This window comes from Streptomyces sp. NPDC001920 (genome assembly GCF_053594495.1).
In genome coordinates this window covers 354,183-373,918 of sequence record NZ_JBSFEP010000004.1, presented here as the reverse complement: position 1 = coordinate 373,918, position 19,736 = coordinate 354,183, and the positions used below count along the sequence as shown (strand labels likewise).

The following is a 19,736-nucleotide window of genomic DNA, read 5'->3' as shown; positions in this document are numbered from 1 at the left end:
GCACGTGGGGCGGCCGGGGTTCAAAGGACCCGCGTCCCATGCTTTAGGAAAGAAATTTGCGCGCCCGTTGAACACAGTCGTGGCTCTCGTGCGTACCTCTTGTCGTGCGGCGGCGCAGCAGGGCGCTGCAACACCCTTGTGAGTATGGGGAGTTGACGATGAAGACCTCGTGGCGGAGCGCCTCGCTCGTGGTGAGCGCCGTGGCAGTGCTGGCGCTGACGACGGCATGTGGGCAGGAAACCGCCCCGCCGGCGAGCAGCCAGAACGTGGGTGCCACGGCCGCGGCCGGCGACTACGGAACCGCCGGCACCGGTTTGGGGAGCGGAACCGGCACGGGCACCGGCGCCGGAGTCGGCGCGGCCGGTCAGGAGAATGCCGCGGCACAGGGCGCCTCCGCCGGTGAGCTGTCCGTCTCCACCAACCAGGAACTCGGCAAGGTGCTCACCGACAGCGCCGGTCTGACGCTCTACCGTTTCGACAAGGACACCGCGGAGCCGCCCAAGTCCAGCTGCGACGGCGACTGCGCGAAGAAGTGGCCGCCGGTCCCCGCGGACGACGCCACGGCCGGCGCCGGCATCGACAAGTCGCTGCTCGGTTCGGTCACCCGGTCCGACGGCAGCAAGCAGTTGACCGTCGACGGCTGGCCGGCCTACCGCTTCGCCAAGGACACCGCCGCCGGTGATGTCAACGGCCAGGGCGTCGGCGGTACTTGGTACGCGCTCGCCCCCGACGGCAAGAAGGCGAAGGGGGGCGCGGGGGCGGCCGACCTGCCCGGGCTGTCCACACGCAAGGACCCCAAGCTCGGCGAGATCGTCATCGACAAGAACGGCATGACGGTCTACCGCTTCATGAAGGACTCGCCCTGGCCGATGAAGACGGCGTGCACCGGCGCCTGTCTGGACAAGTGGCCGGTCATCGAGCCGGTCGATGCCGAGGACACCGAGGGCATCGATCTGAAGGGCTCCGGTCCCCGGGGGCAGGGCTATGTGGTCTTCGACCGGCCCGACGGGCTGAAGCAGCAGACCATCGACTGCGTCCCGATCTACACCTTCGCCGGTGACAAGAAGCCCGGAGACACCAACGGTCAGGGCGTCGGCGGTACCTGGTACGCCATCCGCCCCGACGGCAAGCCGGTCGGCGCGCCCCAGCAGTAGAGATCACACCTCCCCAGGGTTGATCGCCTCACCCGGTCGAGTACCGATCACGGAAGGGAGGGACGAAACGGAGAGAGTGCCGGACGAACGGACGGCGCGCCCGACCGAACCGGTCCGCCCCCTGCGGTTCCACCAGCAGGGGGCGGACCGGTTTGTCGTCGTTCACCCGTGTCCTTCGCCCTCTTCACCATGGTTCGGAGGTCTGTGGAACGCTTCGGGTGCTTTTCGCGCCCGGTGTACGGGGCATCAATACGGCACGTGCCGCTGGCAGTGACCGGGAACGGATGGTCAATTTCCGTTTCCGCTCGCTCCTTTGGCGGGCGATCAGTAGCCTCTGCTCGAACACCGGATCGCCTAAGCCTTGGAGAGATAGATGGAGCGTCCCGCCTGGGCCCCACGGAGCATCGACATCTCGGTGCCCAGTGTCTCGCGGATCTACGACTACTACCTGGGCGGTTCGCACAACTTCGAGGTCGACCGGGAAGCAGCCCGCAAGGCCATGGAGTTCATGCCGGGGCTCCCCAAGATCATGCAGGCCAACCGGGCGTTCATGCGCCGCGCGGTGCGCTTCGCGGTCGACGAGGGCATCACCCAGTTCCTGGACATCGGTTCCGGCATCCCGACGTTCGGCAACGTCCACGAGGTGGCCCAGAAGGCCGACCCCGGCGCCCGCGTGGTGTACGTCGACCACGACCCGGTCGCCGTCGCGCACAGCCAGGCCGTCCTGGAGGGCAACGACGGCGCGGACGTCGTCGCCGCGGACCTGCGCAAGCCCCAGGACATTCTGACGAGTTCACAGGTCGAGCGCCTCATCGATCTGAAGCGACCGGTGGCGTTGCTGCTCGTTGCCATACTGCACTTCGTGGAGGACGAGGACGACCCGTGCAGGGCGGTGGCCGAGCTGCGTGACGCACTCGCCCCCGGCAGCATGCTGGTGCTCACACATGCCTCGTACGAGGGAATCCCGCTGCCCGAGGGGCGGGCCAAGGGCACGGTCGACGTATACAAGGACATTCGCAACCCGCTGATCATGCGCTCGCGCGAGGAGATCGCGCGGTTCTTCGAGGGGTACGACATGGTGGAACCGGGACTGGTGCCGATGCCGCTCTGGCGGCCGGACACCGCACCGGAGGACGAGGACCCGTATGCCTTCTCCGGGTTCGCAGGCGTGGGGCGTACGGCGTGAGCGCGGGGCCGGACGGGCCGGAGGACAGACTGCGCCGGTTCGCGACGATCTGGAGCCGGGCGGTCTTCCCGGTGACCTCGACGTCGTCGACCCGGCCGGAGTTCGAGGACCAACTGCTGCCGCTGGCCCGGCGGTTGAGTGAGGCGCTCAGGGCCAGGGCCTTCGCGGCGGACGAGGGCAAGGCCGTCGGAGCCGCGCTCGTCGCCGCGCACTGCACCGACCCCGAGGCGCTCAGCCGTTCATTGGACTGCGTGGACGCCTACCTGGTGCTCTACTGCGGCGGCGACGGCGACCAGGAGGACCTGCGGGCCCGATCGGCGCGGCTCCAGCACGCGATGGCCGCCGGGTACGCCCAGGCGCTGCGCGAGCGGACGCTGGCCGAGCAGGAGGCGATCTCCGCGGCGGCCCTGAAGGCGCAGGGCGTGGTGGCACAGGCGCTGCACGCCACCGAGGCCCGCTTCCGCGCGGTCTTCGAGGGCGCCGCCATAGGAATCGGCATCTCCGACCTCGCCGGCAACATACTGCAGGTCAACGGGGCGCTGCTGCGTATGTTCGGGGTCTCCGAACAGGCGATCCGCAGCCGCAACGTCAAGGAGTGGACCCACCCCGAGGACGCGCCGCAGACCTGGAAGCTCTACGACGAGCTCGTGCGCGGCGAGCGCGAGCACTACCACGTCGAGAAGGCCTTCTACCGCCCTGACGGGACGGTCCTGTGGACCAACCTCACGGTCTCCCTGCTGCGCGACGCCGACGGCGAACCGCAGTACCAGCTGGCCCTGATGGAGGACACCACCGAGCGGCGCCTGCTCAATCTGCGGCTGCGCTACGAGGCCACGCACGACGCCCTCACGGGCCTGCCCAACCGCACGTTCTTCTTCGAACGCCTGGAGAAGGCACTGGGTGCCGGCGAAGGACAGCGGTTCGGCCTGTGCTATCTCGACCTGGACGGCTTCAAGACCGTCAACGACAGCCTCGGTCACGCGGCCGGCGACCGGCTGCTCGTCGAGGTCGCCGACCGGCTGCAGTCCTGCGCCACCGCGCCCGGCGAGATGGTCGCGCGGCTCGGCGGCGACGAGTTCGTGGCGCTGACCACCGGACCCGACACCGAGCGCGAGGTGGACGAGCTGGCCACCCGGATCATGAACGCGCTGGTCGCGCCGATCAGCGTGGACGGCCGGGAGCTGACCGTGCGCGGCAGCATCGGCATCGTCGAAGGGCCGGCCGGGGAGCGCAGCCCGGCGGAGGTGCTGCGCAGCGCCGACATCACGATGTACCGGGCCAAGTCGGCCGGCGGCAACCGCTTCGAGCTGGCCGACCCCGAGGCCGACGCCCGCGCCATCACCCGGCACGGGCTGACCACGGCGCTGCCGACGGCCCTGGAGCGCGGCGAGTTCTTCATCGAGTACCAGCCGCTGGTCCACCTCGGCGACGGCAGCGTGCGCGGCGCGGAGGCCCTGGTGCGCTGGCTGCATCCGCAGCACGGCATCCTCGGACCGGACCGGTTCATCCCGCTCGCCGAGCACACGGGACTCATCGTCCCGCTCGGCCGCTGGGTGCTGGAGCAGTCGGTGCGTCAGGCGCGCGAATGGCGAGAACGCCACCACGACGCGGGCCCGCTCCGGATCAACGTCAACCTCTCGCCGTGCCAGCTCACCCACCCCGGCCTCGTGCAGGACACGGTGGACATCCTGGAGCGCGCGGGTGTCGCGCCGGACGCCCTGTGCCTGGAGGTCACGGAGTCGGCCCTGATCGGCGCCGACGACGACCTGCTGAAGCCGCTGCGCCGACTGGCCGAAATGGGCGTGGACATCGCCCTGGACGACTTCGGCACCGGCTACTCCAACCTCGCCAACCTGCGCCGGCTGCCGGTGAGCGTCCTCAAACTGGACCGCTCCTTCACCCAGAGCATGCAGCGGTTCCCGGCGGATCCCGTCGACCTGAAGATCGTCGAGGGGATCGTCTCCCTCGCCCACAGCCTGAACCTCGCGGTGACGGTCGAGGGCGTGGAGACCGGAGCCCAGGCCGAGCAGCTGCGGATACTGGGCTGCGACACCGCCCAGGGCTGGTACTACGCCCGCCCGGGCCCGCCGGAGCGGCTGCACGAGCTGGCGCTGGTGGACGCGGCGGGGTGAACCGCGCGGCCGTACGGGGAAGTCGCCTGTCTCCAGGGCCCGTACGGCCGGCCCAGGTACTCTGCCCGCTCGCCCGGCGGGCAGGTCGGGGAGCGGCCGCAGACCCGCGCACGATGCCCGCCCGGCTCGCGTGCTGCGGCACCGCACCCCGCCGCGTGGCCCGAGCGCCCACCCGGTTCCGCCACGAGGGCGCTGCGGGCCCTGCCCCTGACGGTACCGGAGCACTCGACCCGACCGGACGCTCACAGTGCGCAGACCTCTTGAGCACCACCATCGACCCGGTCGACGACGGCTCGGAGCAGGTCAGCGACCTCGCCGACAGCGCGCGCGCCGACTTCTGCCGGCGGATCGGCATGACGGGCCTGCTGACAGCCCGGACCGCGAGCTGATCCTCACCGTTCCAGCAGCATCCGCTGCAGCTCCCGGGCGGCCCGCGGCGGCGCCACGTCGCTGCGGTGGGCCAGGGCGATCGTCCGGTGCAGCCCGGGCCGGGCCAGCGGGGTCACCCGCAGCCCGCGGCCCGCGCGCGCCGCCACCATGCGGGGGACGACGGCCACGCCCAGCCCCGCCCGCACGAATCCCAGTACCGCGTCCATCTCCCCGCCCTCCACCGCGAGATCCGGTTCGAAGCCCTCGGCGCGGCAGGCGGCCACGGTCAGCTCGCGCAGGTCGTAGCCGTGCCGGAACATCACCAGGCGCTCGCCCTCCAGGTCGGCGACGCGTACCGTGCGCCGGTGGCCGCCCGGGCGGGGCGCCTCGGGGGAGGAGACGACCACCAGGTCCTCGCGCAGCAGCTCCACCGTGGTCAGCGCGGGGGAGGGGCTGGGCAACGGCAGGACGACCAGAGCGAGGTCGAGGGCGCCACGCGCCAGCTCGCGTACCAGGTCGTGCGAGCCGCCCTCCTCGATCAGCAACCGGATGCCCGGGTAGCGGTCGTGGAAGGCGCGCAGCACGTCCGGGAGCAGGCCCGTGCACAGGCTCGGGGTCGCACCGAGGCGGACCCGGCCGCGGCGCAGCTGCACCAGCTCCTGGACCTCGTGCCGGGCCGTGTCGGCGTCGGCCAGGATGCGCCGGGCCAGCGGCAGCAGCGCCTCACCGGCGTCCGTCAGCGTGATGTTGCCCCGTGCCCGCAGGAACAGGTCCGCGCCCAACTCCCGCTCCAGCGCCTTGATCTGCTGCGACAGGGACGGCTGGGCGACATGCACCAGGTCGGCGGCCCGGGTGAAGTGCCGGGTCTCGGCGACCGCCACGAAGTACTGGAGCTGCTGGAACTGCACCCTGCCATCATAGGTGCCACCTATCGAAACGAGCCGGACCATGTCTTGGACCGATGGGGCCGTCCGGCCCTAGCGTCGTGGCCATGGCTCTGGCAACGCGGACGGACCGACGGCCGTCCATGGCACGCACCGTGTGGGACTCCACCGTCGGCAAGAAGACCGTGATGGCTGTCAGCGGGCTGATCATGCTGCTGTACCTGGTCGTCCACATGATCGGCAACCTGAAGATCTTCTTCGGGGCGGGCGAGTTCAACCACTACGCGCACTGGCTGCGCACCGTCGGTGAGCCGTTCATGCACTACGAGTGGACGCTCTGGCTCGTGCGGATCGTGCTGGTCCTCGCCGTCGTCGCCCACGCCACCTCGGCGTACCAGCTCAGCCGCCGCGACATCAGGGCGCGCCCCAGCAAGTACGTGCACAAGAAGCCGCGGGCCAGTTACGCCACCCGCACCATGCGCTGGGGCGGCGTCATCCTCGGCCTCTTCATCGTCTGGCACATCCTCGACCTGACGACCGGCACCGTGCACCCCGGCGGCTTCCAGCAGGGCCACCCGTACCAGAACGTCGTGGACACCTTCTCCACCTGGTACGGCAACGTCGTCTACATCGTGGCGATGCTCGCCCTCGGCCTGCACATCCGGCACGGCTTCTGGAGCGCCGCCCAGACCCTCGGCGTCGGCAGCCGCGCCCGCGACCGCGCCCTGAAGGCCACGGCCGACATCCTCGCGCTGCTGCTCACGGCCGGCTTCATCGCCGTACCCGTGGGCGTCATGACCGGAGTGGTGAGCTGACATGACCGCATACACGAACTACGTGACCGGCGACCCTCTCGTCGACGCCTTGGCACCTTCCGGCCCCGTCCACGAACGGTGGGATAAGCGCCGCTTCGAGGCCAAGCTGGTCAACCCCGCCAACCGCCGCAAGCACACCGTGATCGTCGTCGGCACCGGCCTGGCGGGCGGCTCCGCGGGCGCCACGCTCGCCGAACAGGGCTACCACGTCGTCCAGTTCTGCTACCAGGACTCCCCGCGCCGCGCCCACTCCATCGCCGCGCAGGGCGGCATCAACGCGGCGAAGAACTACCGCAACGACGGCGACTCGATCCACCGGCTGTTCTACGACACCGTCAAGGGCGGCGACTTCCGGGCCCGCGAGTCCAATGTGCACCGGCTCGCGCAGATCTCGGTGGAGATCATCGACCAGTGCGTCGCGCAGGGCGTGCCGTTCGCGCGGGAGTACGGCGGTCTGCTCGACACCCGCTCCTTCGGCGGCGTGCAGGTCTCCCGTACGTTCTACGCCCGCGGCCAGACGGGTCAGCAGCTGCTGCTCGGCGCCTACCAGGCGCTCAGCAGGCAGATCGCCGCGGGGAACATCGAGATGCACCCGCGCACCGAGATGCTCGACCTGATCGTCGTCGACGGACGGGCGCGCGGCATCGTGGCCCGGGACCTGATCACCGGGAAGATCGACACGTACTTCGCGGACGCCGTCGTCCTCGCCTCCGGCGGCTACGGCAACGTCTTCTACCTGTCGACGAACGCCATGAACTCCAACGCCACCGCCGTCTGGCGGGCGCACCGGCGCGGCGCGTACTTCGCCAACCCCTGCTTCACCCAGATCCACCCCACCTGCATCCCGCGCACCGGCGACCACCAGTCGAAACTGACGCTGATGAGCGAGTCGCTGCGCAACGACGGCCGGATCTGGGTGCCGAAGGCCAAGGGCGACACCCGCCCGGCGAACCAGATCCCCGAGGACGAGCGCGACTACTACCTGGAGCGTATCTACCCGTCCTTCGGCAACCTGGTCCCGCGCGACATCGCCTCCCGCGCCGCGAAGAACGTGTGCGACGAGGGCAGGGGAGTGGGCCCCGGCGGCCAGGGCGTGTACCTGGACTTCGCGGACGCCATCGAGCGGATGGGCCGGGCGGCCGTCGAGGCCAAGTACGGCAACCTCTTCGACATGTACCAGCGGATCACCGACGAGGATCCGTACGAGGTGCCGATGCGGATCTACCCGGCCGTGCACTACACGATGGGCGGCCTGTGGGTCGACTACGACCTGCAGACCACCGTCCCCGGCCTGTTCGCCATCGGCGAGGCCAACTTCTCCGACCACGGCGCCAACCGGCTCGGCGCGAGCGCGCTGATGCAGGGCCTGGCCGACGGCTACTTCGTTCTGCCGGCCACGATCAACGACTACCTCGCCCGCAACCCGCACCACGAGAAGGTCACCGACGAACACCCCGTCGTCCAGGAGGCGCTGGCCGAGACCCAGGACCGGCTCAACCTGCTGCTGGCGGTCGACGGCGACCGTACGCCGGACTCCTTCCACCGCGAACTCGGCGAACTGATGTGGGAGTTCTGCGGCATGGCCCGCACCGACTCCGGTCTGCGCAAGGCGCTGGAGCGCATCCCGCAGATCCGCGAGGAGTTCTGGCGGCGCATCAAGGTCCCCGGCTCCGGCGAGGAGTTCAACCAGTCGCTGGAGAAGGCCAACCGGGTCGTCGACTACCTGGAACTCGCCGAGCTCATGTGCCTCGACGCGCTGCACCGCGCCGAGTCCTGCGGCGGCCACTTCCGTGAGGAGTCGCAGACACCCGACGGCGAAGCGGCCCGCAGGGACGACGAGTTCGCCTACGCGGCGGCCTGGGAGTTCACCGACACGGGCACCGCACCCGTCCTGCACAAGGAAGACCTGGTCTTCGAGTACGTCCACCCCACCCAGCGGAGCTACGCATGAAGCTCACCCTGCGCGTCTGGCGGCAGCGCAACGCCGACGCCGAAGGCCACATGTCCACGTACGAGGTGGACGGCATCTCCAGCGACATGTCCTTCCTGGAGATGCTCGACACCCTCAACGAGGAGCTCATCCTCAAGGGCGAGGACCCGGTCGCCTTCGACCACGACTGCCGTGAGGGCATCTGCGGCGCCTGCTCGCTCGTCATCAACGGCGACGCGCACGGGCCCGAGCGCACGACGACCTGCCAGCTGCACATGCGGTCCTTCAAGGACGGCGACACGATCGACATCGAGCCGTGGCGGGCCTCCGCGTTCCCGGTGATCAAGGACCTGGTGGTGGACCGGTCGGCGTTCGACCGGATCATCCAGGCCGGCGGCTACATCACCGCGCCGACCGGATCCGCGCCGGAGGCCCACGCCACGCCCGTGCCGAAGCCCGACGCCGACCACGCCTTCGAGCACGCCGAGTGCATCGGCTGCGGCGCGTGCGTGGCGGCCTGCCCCAACGGGGCGGCGATGCTGTTCACCTCCGCCAAGATCAACCACCTGAACGTGCTGCCCCAGGGAGCGCCCGAACGCGAGACCCGGGTCCTGGACATGGTGGCCCGGATGGACGAGGAGGGCTTCGGCGGGTGCACGCTCACCGGTGAGTGCGCGACGGCCTGCCCCAAGGGCATCCCGCTCATGTCCATCACCGGCATGAACAAGGAGTGGCTGCGGGCCACGCGGAAGGTGAAGCGGTAGACACCGGCGCACCACAGACGTTCGCCGGCAGGTGCGGACGGGCGGGGCCGGGAGTGGTGCTCCCCGGCCCCGTCTCGCCTTCCCGCGCCCCACAGGTGAACGGCACCGGAGCAGCCGGCTGACCGCTCGGGCACCGGAAGGTGGACCGCCGGTACCGGTCCGTGCCGTTCAACATCCGCACATCACCTCTCCTGGCCCAGGTCACGCACACGCCAACCGGCATCGGAAGAACAGGGGCGGCACACCGCACCGCTCCCGCTGTGCTCCGCTCGCCGTCCCCGGCCCGTGACCAGGAGTAGCCATGACCGGCGTACTGACCGTCGACCGCCCCCCGCAGCCCACGGCACCCACCCGCTACACCGTCGCTCTCGCCCGCGACGAGGAGGACGTGCGCGCCGCCCAGCGGCTGCGGTACGACGTCTTCGCCGGCGAGATGGGGGCCCTGCTGTCCACCCCGCAGCCCGGCCACGACATCGACGCCTTCGACGCGTACTGCGACCACCTCCTCGTCCGCGAGGAGCTCTCCGGGCAGGTCGTCGGCACCTACCGGCTGCTCCCGCCCGAACGCGCCGCGGTAGCGGGCCGGCTGTACTCGGAGGGCGAGTTCGACCTCACCCGCGTCGACGCCCTGCGCCCGGACCTGGTCGAGGTCGGCCGCTCCTGCGTCCACCCCGACCACCGCGACGGCGCGGTCATCGGCCTCATCTGGGCCGGCATCGCCCGCTACATGACCGACCGCGGCCACGAGTGGCTGGCCGGCTGCTGCTCGATCCCGCTCACCGACGGCGGCACCCTCGCCGCCGCCACCTGGGACCGGGTACGGGACAGGCACCTGGCCCCCGAGGAGTACCGCGTACGACCGCTGCGCCCCTGGCGGCCCACCGTCCCCGCCCCGGCCGCCCGCCATGAACTGCCCGCCCTCCTGCGCGGTTACCTCCGCCTCGGCGCCTGGGTCGGCGGCGCGCCCGCGCACGACCCGGAGTTCGGGGTCGCCGACCTGTACGTGCTGCTGTCGATGCGCCGGGTCAACCCGCGCTATCTGCGGCACTTCCTCTCCCTCGTCCCCGCATGACGGACATGGCGGCGACCCTGTCCGAGTCGGAGGGGGCCGGTGCCGGCACCCTCTGGCGGCCCACCGCCCCCTGCACCCCGCGGGGGTGCGTGACGGCGACGGGACGAGCCGCGGCCCTGCCCCTGGCCGTCCTGCGGGTCGCGGCGGTCGTCTCGCTGCTGACCGCCGCAATCGCGGTCAGCCACCTCTGCCGGGGGCCCGCGCACCGGCGGGGCAGGGTCCCCGCGGCGCTGGTCCGGCGCTGGTGCCGCTGGGTCGTGCGCGCCGCCGGGGTCCGGGTGCGCATCGACGGCGGCGCCGCTCCCGACGGCGGGCTGCTGCTCGTCGCCAACCACATCTCCTGGCTGGACATCCCGCTGCTCGCCGCCGTACGCCCCGCCCGGATGCTCGCCAAGTCGGAGATCCGCCGATGGCCCGTGGCGGGCCGGCTGACCGCCCGCAGCGGCGCCCTGTTCATCGACCGGGACCGGATCCGCGCCCTGCCCGACACGGTGGCCCGGATCGCCGGCGCCCTGCGGGCGGGGGACGCGGTCACCGTCTTCCCCGAGGGCAGCACCTGGTGCGGGCGTGCCCAGGGCCCGTTCCGCCGGGCCGCCTTCCAGGCCGCGCTCGACGCCGGTGTTCCCGTGCAGCCGGTGCGTCTGCGCTACCGGGTCGCCGGGGGCCCGCCCAGCACGGCCCCCGCCTTCGTCGGCGAGGACTCGCTGCTGAGGTCGGTATGGCGGGTGGTGACGACACGGGGGCTGGTGGCCGAGGTGGAGGTGCGGGCCGCGATCCCGGCGGGCAGCCGCCCCGATCGCCGCACCCTGGCCCGGGCGGCCGAGGCGTCCGTCCTGCCGCGGGTGCGGCGGCTCCAGGTCCGCGGCCCGCGGCACCCCGGGCCCGTTCCGGCGGACCGGTGCGGCCACGGGGCCGAGCGGCTCCAGGTGGGCTGTTCAGGGACGTCGGTGACGGGCGGCACGCCTTGAGCGGTCCTCGACCGGGACGGGGGCCTTCGTCCGGCGCGCCGAGGGCACGCACCGGACACCGCAGGCACCGCACGCGACTTGCGCAACACCCCCTGGCCGGCCCCGCCCCGCGAGGCCGTCACGGCATGACCCGGGCGAGATACGGGGCCGTGGCGCCGTCCCCCGCCCGCGCCACCTGAGCGGGCGGACCGGCGGCCACGATCCGTCCGCCCGCGTCCCCGCCGCCCGGACCGAGGTCGATCACCCAGTCCGCGCCCGCGACGACCGACATGTCGTGCTCGACCACGACGACGGTGTGCCCGGCGTCGACCAGGCCGTGCAACTGGCGCATCAGCACCTCGACATCGGCGGGGTGGAGGCCGGTCGTCGGCTCGTCGAGGAGGTAGAGGGTGTGGCCGCGCCGGGCCCGCTGCAACTCGCTCGCCAGCTTGATGCGCTGGGCCTCGCCGCCCGACAGTTCGGTGGCCGGCTGGCCCAGCCGGAGGTAGCCGAGTCCCACGTCGAGCAGTGCGGCCAGGCTGCGGGAGGCGGCCGGGGTGTCCGAGAAGAAGGCCGCGGCCTCCTCGACGGTGAGGTCCAGCACCTGCGCGACGGTGCGCCCCCGATAGGTCACCTGGAGCGTCTCGGGGTTGTAGCGGGCCCCGCCGCAGTCCGGGCACGGCGCGTAGGTGCTCGGCAGGAACAGCAGCTCGACGCTGACGAACCCCTCGCCCTGGCAGGTCTCGCAGCGCCCTCCCGCGACGTTGAAGGAGAAGCGCCCGACACCGTAGCCGCGCTCCCGCGCGTCGTCGGTGGCCGCGAACACCTTGCGTACGACGTCGAAGAGGCCGGTGTAGGTGGCGAGGTTGGAGCGCGGAGTACGGCCGATCGGCCTCTGGTCGACCGAGACCAGCCGGCCCACGCCCGCCGACTCCTCGGTGATCTCGCCGATGAGCGTCGACTTGCCCGAACCGGACACCCCGGTCACGGCCGTGAACACCCCGAGCGGGAACTCGGCGCTCACCCCGCGCAGGTTGTGCCGGGTGACCGGGCCGACCGTCACCTGGCCGCGCGGGGCGCGCACCCGGCGTACGGCGGCGGGGGAGCGGTCGAACAGGAAGCGTGCCGTCGCCGACTCGGTGACGGCGGCCAGCTCCGCCACCGGACCGCTGTGCAGCACCTGCCCGCCGTGCTCACCCGCGCGCGGCCCGACATCGACCAGCCAGTCGGCGCCGCGCACCACGTCGAGATGGTGTTCCACCACGAACACCGTGTTCCCGGCCGCCTTCAGCCGCTCCAGCACGCCCAGCAACGCCTCCGTGTCCGCCGGGTGCAGTCCCGCGGACGGCTCGTCGAGGACGTACACGACACCGAACAGACCGGACCTCAGCTGGGTCGCCAGCCGCAGCCGCTGCAGTTCGCCCGCCGAGAGCGTGGGGGTGGCGCGATCGAGGCTGAGGTAGCCGAGGCCGAGCTCCACGACGGGCGCGATACGGGAGGTGAGGTCCTCGGTGAGGACACGAGCGGTCCGCGAGGCGCCGCCCTCCAGGACGCCCGCCAGCTCCTTCAGCGGCAGCGCCGCCAGCTCGGCGATCGTGCGGCCGGCGAAGGTCACCGCCAGCGCCTCGGGTCGCAGCCTGCTGCCGTCGCACGCCGGGCAGGGCGCCGAGGTGAGGAACCGCTCCGCCTTGGCCCGCAGCGTCGGGCTCCTGGAGTCGGAGAACGTCTTCATGACATAGCGCCGGGCACTCATGTACGTGCCCTGGTACGGCCGTTGGATGCGGTCGGCGTCCCGCACCGGATGGACGGTCACCACCGGCTGCTCGTCGGTGAACAGGATCCACTGCCGCTGCTCGGCCGGCAGCTCGCGCCAGGGCCGGTCGACGTCGTGGCCGAGCGTGTCGAGGATGTCGCGCAGGTTCTTGCCCTGCCAGGCCCCGGGCCACGCGGCGATCGCGCCCTCCCGGATCGACAGCGACGGATCCGGGACCAGCAACTCCTCGGTCGTACGGTGCACTTGGCCCAGCCCGTGGCACCGGGGGCACGCCCCGGCCGCCGTGTTGGGTGAGAAGGCGTCCGAGGCGAGCCGCTCGGCGCCGGGCGGGTAGGTGCCGGCGCGGGAGAACAGCATCCGCAGGGAGTTGGAGAGGTTGGTGACCGTGCCGACCGAGGAGCGGGAGGTGGGCGCCGAGCGGCGCTGCTGCAGGGACACGGCGGGTGGCAGCCCGGTGATCTCGCCGACCTTCGGCGCTCCCACCTGGTGGATCAGCCTGCGGGCGTACGGGGCGACCGACTCGAAGTAGCGGCGCTGGGCCTCGGCGTAGATCGTGCCGAAGGCGAGCGACGACTTCCCGGACCCGGAGACCCCGGTGAAGACGGCCAGGACGTCCCGCGGGATGTCGACGTCCACGCCCTTGAGGTTGTGCTCACGGGCGCCGCGGACGCGGACGAACGGGTCGTGCGGGGAATGCATGGGGTGGATGCTCCGGGACGGTCGGGTGAGAGGTGTGGGCAAACCCCGCGATCCTATGCGAACCAGGCGTACGCCCGTGCGAGCCACCTGATGTTCACGACGCCGTCGGCTCACCCACACCGACCGCCCGTAGCGTCACGCCAGTCTCTCTTCCTACCGAGGAGTATCGTGAGCGCTTCAGCTCTGAGCACTCTCACCGCCGTGCTGCTGATGGTCACGGGTGCCGCCGCCCCGCAGCCGGTCTCCGTCTCCGCACGCGTGGAGACGCCCGCCGTGTACGACGATGAGGCGGGCGGCAACGCCGACGCCGACGACCCGGCCGTCTGGGTCGACCCGCGAGACCCCGGGCGCAGCCTCGTGATCGGCACCCTGAAGGAGGCCGGCCTCGACGTCCACGGCCTCGACGGCAGGAGGCTGCAGCACATCGCCGCGCCCCCCGCGCCGGGTGAGGACGCCGCACCGGGCCGCTTCAACAACGTCGACGTCGTCTACGGTTTCGAACTGGGCGGCAGGAAGACCGACGTGGCCCTGGTCAGCGACCGCGGCCGGGACCGGGTGAGGGCCTACGCCATCGATCCGGCCGCCGTCGCGGCGGGCAGGCCCCCGCTGAGGGACGTGACCGCACCCGACGCCCCGCCGGTCTTCTCCGCCGACGAGGCCGAGGTCGACGATCAGCGCACCGCCTACGGACTGGCCGCCTTCAGCGCTGACGACCACGCGTACGCCGTGGTCAGCCGCCGCTCGGAGACCCGCCTGCGGCTGCTCCGGCTGGAGGACCGGGGCGGGCGCGTCGGCTACCGCACCGAGGACACCCTCGACCTGCCCGCCTCCTTCACGCTGCCGAACGGGGCGAACTGGACGCCGTGCGCCGACCCCGGCGACCGCCCGCAGGTCGAGGGCATGGTCGTGGACCAGGAGGAACACGTCCTGTACGCGGCGCAGGAGGACGTCGGGCTGTGGCGCGTCGACCTCGACGACGAGGAGTTCGACCGGCCGGAGCTGATCGACCGGGTGCGCGAGTACGGCACGCCGTGGACGTACGACGCGGAGCAAGAGGAGTGCGTCCTGGACACCGCTAACGACCCGGGATTCGGCGGTGAGCACCTGAGCGCCGACGCCGAGGGCACGACGATCTACCACGCCGCCGACGGCAGGGGCTATCTCCTCGCCTCCAGCCAGGGCGACAACAGTTTCGCCGTGTACGAGCGCGAGGGCGGCAACGCCTACCTCGGCTCCTTCGTCGTCACCGACGGCCCCGCCACCGACGGTGTGCAGCACTCCGACGGGACGGCCGTGATCAATGTGCCGCTGGGCCGGTCCTTCCCCAAGGGGCTGCTCGTCGCCCACGACGGCGAGGCGACGCCGGCGGACGGCGACCGTGAAGGCACCGGCTTCAAGTTCATCCGCTGGGAGGCGGTGGCGACCGCGTTCCCGAAGCCGCTGACCGTCGACACCGGTTCGTTCGACCCGCGCGACACCGACTGACCGCCGGCCGGCGCCTCGCCCTGATCAGGAGGTGACGATCCGGGCGAGGCGCCGGCAGGAGTCCGCCGACGCCGCACACCGAAAGGTTCGTTCCGGGGCGGGGAGCTCTTGAGCATGTCCTACTCCCGCGGCGATCAATGGACCTTCCTGACCAGCCACGCCCGCGTCCTGCTGCAGATGGCCCGTGACGCCGACACGCGCCTGCGCCACCCCGCCGAGGCCGGCCATCCCGTGGGCGACCTCCTCGGGGCGTTCCTCCACCGCGAGGAAAGCCCCGACCCGACCGGGCCGGAGTCGTCCCCCACCTGATGCCCGGGCCGCCGTGCTGATCTCGACGGGACGAGGCAGCGCCCGCCCGGCAGGCGTGGGCGTCCTCACCTCGGTCAGCATCGGAGCGGGAGGCATCGCCGGCGCAGGGGCTTCGTGCCTCACTCACGGCGCAGTACGACCTTGAGCGCGCCGGACTGCGTGCCGTGGGAGAACACCCCGTAGGCGTCCTCCACCCGATCGAGGCCGAATGTGTGGGTGACCAGCTGTGAGACGTGCAGGCGTCCGAACCTCACCAGCTCCATCAGCCACGGTATGGAGTACGTGTCCACCTGGCCGGTGCTGATCGTCACGTTCTTGCGCCACAGGGATTCGAGATGCAATGTGACCGGTTTGCCGTGGGTGCCGATGTTGGCGATGTGCCCTCCCGCGCGGACGGCGCGGGTGCACAGCACGAAGCCCTCCGGCTCACCCGATGCCTCGATGACCACGTCGGCACCCGGCCCCTCGGACAGCTCGGCGATCATCGTCCCCGGTAGTTCGGCGGCATCGGCCCCCACGCGAGCGGCGGCTTCCAGGCGGGCGGAAGACAGGTCCACCACGATGATCCGGCGGGGCGAGCAGAGCCGCGCGACGGCCACGCAGGCGAGACCGACGGGACCCGCGCCCACCACGACGACGGTGTCTCCCGGCCCCACCTCTCCGTTGCGCACGCCGACTTCATAGGCGGTGGGGAGGACTTCGGCCAGCAGGACCGCGTCGTCGAGCGGGAGGGCGGAGGGCCGTCGGTGGGTGGAGTGGTCGGCGAAGGGAACCCGTACGAACTCCGCCTGGGTCCCGTTGACCAGATTCCCCAGGACCCATCCACCGCCCCCGCTGCACTGTCCGCGCAGGGTGTCACGGCACGCCGGACAGCGGCCGCAGGCCGAGACGGACGACACGATCACCTGGTCGCCGGCGCGCAGGTCGTGGACGTCGCCGCCGGTCTCCATGACTTCGCCCACGGCCTCATGACCGAGGACCGTCCCCGGCTTCACCTCGGGCAGGTCCCCGCGAAGGATGTGCAGATCGGTGCCGCAGACGGCCGTGGCCTCGATGCGCACGACGGCGTCGGCAGGGTCCTCGATCACAGGATCCGGGACGCTGTCCCAGGAGATCTGTCCGGGACCGTGGTAGACGAGAGCACGCATGGGCATCCACTCCCTGGCCGACTCGGCCGGCTCCCTCCACCGTCGCTCTGCGAGGACGCCCGGGCAACCGGGACCATCGGACCCGCCGACTCCGCAGGATCGTCGGACTCCTGCGGCCGGGAAGTGCGGCTGCGTCGCCCGGTGTTCAGGGCCGGACGGGCAGGGATGCCGCTGCGCCGACCAGGGAGAGCCAGCCGGTCAGACCGGCGGGGTCGGCGGCCCCGCAGCGGAAGCCGACATGCCCGTCCGGCCGGACGGCAACCCATGGTGGCCTCCTCACGACGAGCCGTGACGGCGAGGACGCCGGGTTCTGCCGTGCCTGCCATGCCGGGGCCCGTACCACCCACCATGCGGCGATGCGCCCTGCCCCGCGAGACGAGGTGACGCGGCCGGCAACAGGGGGCGCGAACCCCAGCGGTGCACACCCCTTCGTTCGGCTCGACCGCGACGGCCTCGGGCCATGGCGGCGTGTACAGGCCGTCGCCGTAGCCGGCCGCCGCGGATTGCTCAGCCGGGATGCCGGCCAGCTCCGTACGGAGGCGGTCGCTGCTGAGCGGCGTGAGCCCCAGCCGGTCGGTCAGTGCTCCGGACAGGGTGGACTTCCCGCTGCCGGGCAGTGCGCCGGCACGGGTCAGGGCGACGGGCGGAGGTGCGCAGGTGGTGCAGTGACGTCGCGATCAGTCGTCGTGACGCCGTCTCCGGTGAGCCGTCCAGGCCCACGGTGACGACTGGTTGCATGGCAGCGGCCTCCGTGTCGTACGAAGCTGGAGATGACGGTGAACGAGTCCGACGGTGTGGACGCTCCGGACGTGGTCGGCATGCCGGGCACGACGGGTCCTCTCGTTCGAGGAGCGCCCCGATCCCCTCCGCGGCGCATGTGGACGGGACGGGACCGGAGATGCGGCATCCGGCCGAAAGGAGATCGGGCGGTGACGATTCCCCTGGTGGTCGGCATCGACGGCTCCGAGGCGAGCCTGGAGGCGGTGGACTGGGCCGCCGACGAAGCCGTCCGGCATGGTGTGCCGCTCCGTCTCCTGCACGCGGCGGCGCAAGACCACGAAGCGTCCGAACTGATCGATGCCGCCTCGGAACGCGTCATAAAGCGCGCTCCCGGCGTGCAGCTGTCGAGCGAAGTGCTGCATGAGGACGCGACCGCCGCCCTGGTCGACGAGGGGCGTAACGCCTTTGCGCTGGTGGTGGGATCGAGGGGGCTCGGTGGCCTGGCCGGAATGCTTCTGGGATCGGTCAGCCTCGCCGTGGCGGCGCGAGCGGACTGCCCGGTCGTCGTGGTGCGTGGCTCGGCAGAGCACCGGGACGCCCGGTTCGGGAGCGTCGTGGTCGGGGTCGAGGAGGGAGAGGGCAGCGGTACGGCAGTGCCGTTCGCGTTCCGTGAGGCACATGCACGGCACTGCCGACTGGTGGCGGTGCACGCCTGGAGCGCACCGTTCGGTGCCTTCGGCACAGCACAGGTTTCGTCTTCGTACGCTCCCGAGGACCACCGGCGCCCGCCGGCGCAGGTGCTGGACGACGCCCTGCGGGACGCGTCGGAGCAGTACGGCGCCCCGGTGAGCCGACGGGTGATCGAGGGACCGGCACGCCAGGCCCTGCTGGAGGCGGCCTCCGAGGCGGACCTGCTGGTAGTCGGCGCCCGCAGACGAAAGGGGCACCTGGGCCTGCAACTGGGACTGATCAACCATGCGGTACTGCATCACGCGCCATGTCCGATCGCGGTCGTGCCCCGGATATGACCCCGGACATGAGCAGACCGGCGCAGACGCACCACGGTCCGCCCCCGCAGGGCCGGAAGTCGTCCCCGCGGGGACTTTCGGCCCTGTGACCGCGGTCCGGTGCCGTCCCACGGTGGGAGTGGTGGAGGTACGGGCCGGCGATCTGCTGGAGGCCGAGTCATGAGTGCACAGGATTCGCCGCACGCGTCCGGTCCGCCTCCGCCGCGCCGCCGGCGGGCATCGAAGGGGACGAACCCCCTGCGACGTACGTCCGACCGGTTCGAGTCCTGGTTCCGCCGCTTCCTGATGCTGGCCCTCGTCCTCGGCGTGCCGGTCGCCGCGCTCAGCGCGGGGCTGACGGCGTACGAGTCGTCGATGCGTACGGTGCGAGCCCAGTCGGCGGAACGGGAGGAGGTCGCGGCCCGACTCGTGTCGACCGCCAAGGGCGTCACCACGGATGGGAAGCAACGGGCGCAGGTGCGCTGGACCGATGGCGACGGCACGGTGCGGACGGGAACGACCCTCGTCACGGCGCACACCCCGCAGGGCGCCACCGTGCGGGTGTGGACGGACCGCGACGGCGGCCTCACCGGTCCGCCGATGAGCGGGATCAGCGCGACGACCAATGGCTGGTTCGTGGGCGGTGTGGCCGCGATCGGCGTGGGCGCCGGGTTCTACGCGGCGCGCGCAGGCATGCGCCGTTCGCTGGACCGCAGACGGTACGCGCAGTGGGACGCCGAGTGGGACTGGGTCGAGCCCCTGTGGTCCGCGCGCTTCCGCCGGTGACGGGCAGGAACCCCGGCCGGGAGACGAGGAGGCGATGTCGATGTCCGACGCGACGAGCACCGACCTGTACGAAGTGACCATGGCCATGTCCTACCTCCGGGAGGGCATGACCGGGCCCGGCCACGTGCAGCCTCTTCGTCGGCGGGCAGCGCACCGGAACCAGGCCGTCCTCGGTCCCCTGACGAACGTGTCCGGACCTCATGGGTCCGTAATCGAGCTGAGGAGGAAAGCGATGCCGCACACGGCGGAGTGGAAGGTTCGACTCCACCTCTTCGAGGAGGGCGACGGAACAACGAAGGCACAGGTGCTGCTGGACACCGGCACCACGGCGCTCACCGGCCACGGGACCGCGCATTGCCACCCGGCGGACGCCGACGTGCCCTTGATCGGCGACGAACTGGCTGCGGGCCGAGCCATGAAGGATCTCGCCCAGCAGCTGCTGAACATCGCCGAGCGCGACATCGAGGGCATGGGCGCGCCCCGGCCCAGTACCCGTCAGGTCGCCGGATGGCCCATGTGACCGACGGTTGGCGCAGCAAGTCGAGGAGGATCAGC

17 protein-coding genes and 1 pseudogene are annotated in these 19,736 nt (G+C 71.7%); 14 read left to right on the top strand and 4 right to left on the bottom strand.

Features of this window, described 5'->3' with window-relative positions:
• Positions 1-158 precede the first annotated feature (158 nt).
• The 4 genes from ACWCPI_RS09250 (at position 159) to ACWCPI_RS09235 (ending at position 4,861) form a co-directional block, all read left to right on the top strand.
• Entirely contained in the window at positions 159-1,154 is a 996-nt protein-coding gene (locus ACWCPI_RS09250; protein WP_451037512.1) for an SCO0930 family lipoprotein, read from the top strand.
• 373 nt (positions 1,155-1,527) lie between these two features.
• Positions 1,528-2,340 carry an SAM-dependent methyltransferase gene (locus ACWCPI_RS09245; RefSeq protein WP_388805892.1) on the top strand — a complete coding sequence of 271 codons (813 nt, stop codon included), beginning with the start codon at positions 1,528-1,530 and terminating at the stop codon, positions 2,338-2,340.
• On the top strand, positions 2,337-4,472 hold the full coding sequence (locus ACWCPI_RS09240) for a putative bifunctional diguanylate cyclase/phosphodiesterase (protein WP_451037511.1): 2,136 nt from the start codon (positions 2,337-2,339) through the stop codon (positions 4,470-4,472). The genes ACWCPI_RS09245 and ACWCPI_RS09240 overlap by 4 nt, the downstream gene beginning before the upstream one ends.
• 260 nt (positions 4,473-4,732) lie before the next feature.
• The gene (locus ACWCPI_RS09235) at positions 4,733-4,861 is read left to right on the top strand and encodes a short-chain dehydrogenase/reductase (protein ID WP_451037510.1); all 129 of its coding nucleotides are present in this window, start codon (positions 4,733-4,735) and stop codon (positions 4,859-4,861) included.
• A 3-nt stretch (positions 4,862-4,864) separates the two neighbouring features.
• Here the strand turns inward: ACWCPI_RS09235 and ACWCPI_RS09230 are convergent, their stop codons facing one another.
• Positions 4,865-5,749: a LysR family transcriptional regulator gene (locus ACWCPI_RS09230; protein ID WP_451037509.1), complete on the bottom strand. Its 885-nt coding sequence runs from the start codon at positions 5,747-5,749 to the stop codon at positions 4,865-4,867.
• 119 nt (positions 5,750-5,868) lie between these two features.
• On the opposite strand from ACWCPI_RS09230, the gene ACWCPI_RS09225 reads away from it, so the two are divergent.
• The 5 genes from ACWCPI_RS09225 to ACWCPI_RS09205 all read left to right on the top strand — a co-directional run bounded on the left by ACWCPI_RS09225 (position 5,869) and on the right by ACWCPI_RS09205 (position 11,274).
• Positions 5,869-6,540 carry a succinate dehydrogenase gene (locus tag ACWCPI_RS09225; protein ID WP_451037581.1) on the top strand — a complete coding sequence of 224 codons (672 nt, stop codon included), beginning with the start codon at positions 5,869-5,871 and terminating at the stop codon, positions 6,538-6,540.
• A gap of 1 nt (position 6,541) precedes the next feature.
• Complete coding sequence (locus ACWCPI_RS09220) at positions 6,542-8,491, top strand: fumarate reductase/succinate dehydrogenase flavoprotein subunit (protein WP_451037508.1); 1,950 nt, start codon at positions 6,542-6,544, stop codon at positions 8,489-8,491.
• The gene (locus ACWCPI_RS09215; protein ID WP_451037507.1) at positions 8,488-9,234 is read left to right on the top strand and encodes a succinate dehydrogenase/fumarate reductase iron-sulfur subunit; all 747 of its coding nucleotides are present in this window, start codon (positions 8,488-8,490) and stop codon (positions 9,232-9,234) included. Before ACWCPI_RS09220 ends, ACWCPI_RS09215 begins: the two co-directional genes overlap by 4 nt.
• Before the next feature lie 301 nt (positions 9,235-9,535).
• Positions 9,536-10,306, top strand: coding sequence for a GNAT family N-acetyltransferase (locus ACWCPI_RS09210; RefSeq protein WP_451037506.1), 771 nt, complete (start codon positions 9,536-9,538; stop codon positions 10,304-10,306).
• Positions 10,303-11,274: a lysophospholipid acyltransferase family protein gene (locus ACWCPI_RS09205; protein ID WP_451037505.1), complete on the top strand. Its 972-nt coding sequence runs from the start codon at positions 10,303-10,305 to the stop codon at positions 11,272-11,274. Before ACWCPI_RS09210 ends, ACWCPI_RS09205 begins: the two co-directional genes overlap by 4 nt.
• 118 nt (positions 11,275-11,392) lie before the next feature.
• Here ACWCPI_RS09205 and ACWCPI_RS09200 read toward each other — a convergent pair whose 3' ends face one another.
• Entirely contained in the window at positions 11,393-13,726 is a 2,334-nt protein-coding gene (locus ACWCPI_RS09200) for an ATP-binding cassette domain-containing protein (protein WP_451037504.1), read from the bottom strand.
• Positions 13,727-13,894: 168 nt separating this feature from the next.
• Between ACWCPI_RS09200 and ACWCPI_RS09195 the strand changes: the two genes are divergently transcribed.
• On the top strand, positions 13,895-15,211 hold the full coding sequence (locus tag ACWCPI_RS09195; protein WP_451037503.1) for a phytase: 1,317 nt from the start codon (positions 13,895-13,897) through the stop codon (positions 15,209-15,211).
• A gap of 108 nt (positions 15,212-15,319) precedes the next feature.
• On the top strand, positions 15,320-15,520 hold the full coding sequence (locus tag ACWCPI_RS09190) for a hypothetical protein (RefSeq protein ID WP_451037502.1): 201 nt from the start codon (positions 15,320-15,322) through the stop codon (positions 15,518-15,520).
• 119 nt (positions 15,521-15,639) lie between these two features.
• Here ACWCPI_RS09190 and ACWCPI_RS09185 read toward each other — a convergent pair whose 3' ends face one another.
• Together ACWCPI_RS09185 and ACWCPI_RS09180 are read right to left on the bottom strand one after the other, a co-directional pair.
• Complete coding sequence (locus ACWCPI_RS09185) at positions 15,640-16,668, bottom strand: alcohol dehydrogenase catalytic domain-containing protein (RefSeq protein ID WP_451037501.1); 1,029 nt, start codon at positions 16,666-16,668, stop codon at positions 15,640-15,642.
• 458 nt (positions 16,669-17,126) lie between these two features.
• Positions 17,127-17,367: pseudogene (locus tag ACWCPI_RS09180) on the bottom strand (AAA family ATPase); the annotation flags it as partial.
• 230 nt (positions 17,368-17,597) lie between these two features.
• Between ACWCPI_RS09180 and ACWCPI_RS09175 the strand changes: the two are divergent.
• From ACWCPI_RS09175 to ACWCPI_RS09165, 3 genes are all read left to right on the top strand, one after another.
• Entirely contained in the window at positions 17,598-18,416 is an 819-nt protein-coding gene (locus tag ACWCPI_RS09175; RefSeq protein ID WP_451037500.1) for a universal stress protein, read from the top strand.
• Between the two features lie 159 nt (positions 18,417-18,575).
• On the top strand, positions 18,576-19,181 hold the full coding sequence (locus ACWCPI_RS09170; protein ID WP_451037499.1) for an Rv1733c family protein: 606 nt from the start codon (positions 18,576-18,578) through the stop codon (positions 19,179-19,181).
• A 232-nt stretch (positions 19,182-19,413) separates the two neighbouring features.
• The gene (locus ACWCPI_RS09165) at positions 19,414-19,701 is read left to right on the top strand and encodes a DUF1876 domain-containing protein (RefSeq protein ID WP_451037498.1); all 288 of its coding nucleotides are present in this window, start codon (positions 19,414-19,416) and stop codon (positions 19,699-19,701) included.
• Positions 19,702-19,736: the final 35 nt, after the last annotated feature.

Coding starts and splice junctions, on each gene's coding strand:
- ACWCPI_RS09225 (WP_451037581.1), top strand. CDS start 5,869: ATGGCACGCACCGTGTGGGACTCCACCGTCGGCAAGAAGACCGTGATG.
- ACWCPI_RS09200 (WP_451037504.1), bottom strand. CDS start 13,726: ATGCATTCCCCGCACGACCCGTTCGTCCGCGTCCGCGGCGCCCGTGAG.
- ACWCPI_RS09210 (WP_451037506.1), top strand. CDS start 9,536: ATGACCGGCGTACTGACCGTCGACCGCCCCCCGCAGCCCACGGCACCC.
- ACWCPI_RS09215 (WP_451037507.1), top strand. CDS start 8,488: ATGAAGCTCACCCTGCGCGTCTGGCGGCAGCGCAACGCCGACGCCGAA.
- ACWCPI_RS09165 (WP_451037498.1), top strand. CDS start 19,414: ATGCCGCACACGGCGGAGTGGAAGGTTCGACTCCACCTCTTCGAGGAG.
- ACWCPI_RS09185 (WP_451037501.1), bottom strand. CDS start 16,668: ATGCGTGCTCTCGTCTACCACGGTCCCGGACAGATCTCCTGGGACAGC.
- ACWCPI_RS09245 (WP_388805892.1), top strand. CDS start 1,528: ATGGAGCGTCCCGCCTGGGCCCCACGGAGCATCGACATCTCGGTGCCC.
- ACWCPI_RS09205 (WP_451037505.1), top strand. CDS start 10,303: ATGACGGACATGGCGGCGACCCTGTCCGAGTCGGAGGGGGCCGGTGCC.
- ACWCPI_RS09170 (WP_451037499.1), top strand. CDS start 18,576: ATGAGTGCACAGGATTCGCCGCACGCGTCCGGTCCGCCTCCGCCGCGC.
- ACWCPI_RS09220 (WP_451037508.1), top strand. CDS start 6,542: ATGACCGCATACACGAACTACGTGACCGGCGACCCTCTCGTCGACGCC.
- ACWCPI_RS09250 (WP_451037512.1), top strand. CDS start 159: ATGAAGACCTCGTGGCGGAGCGCCTCGCTCGTGGTGAGCGCCGTGGCA.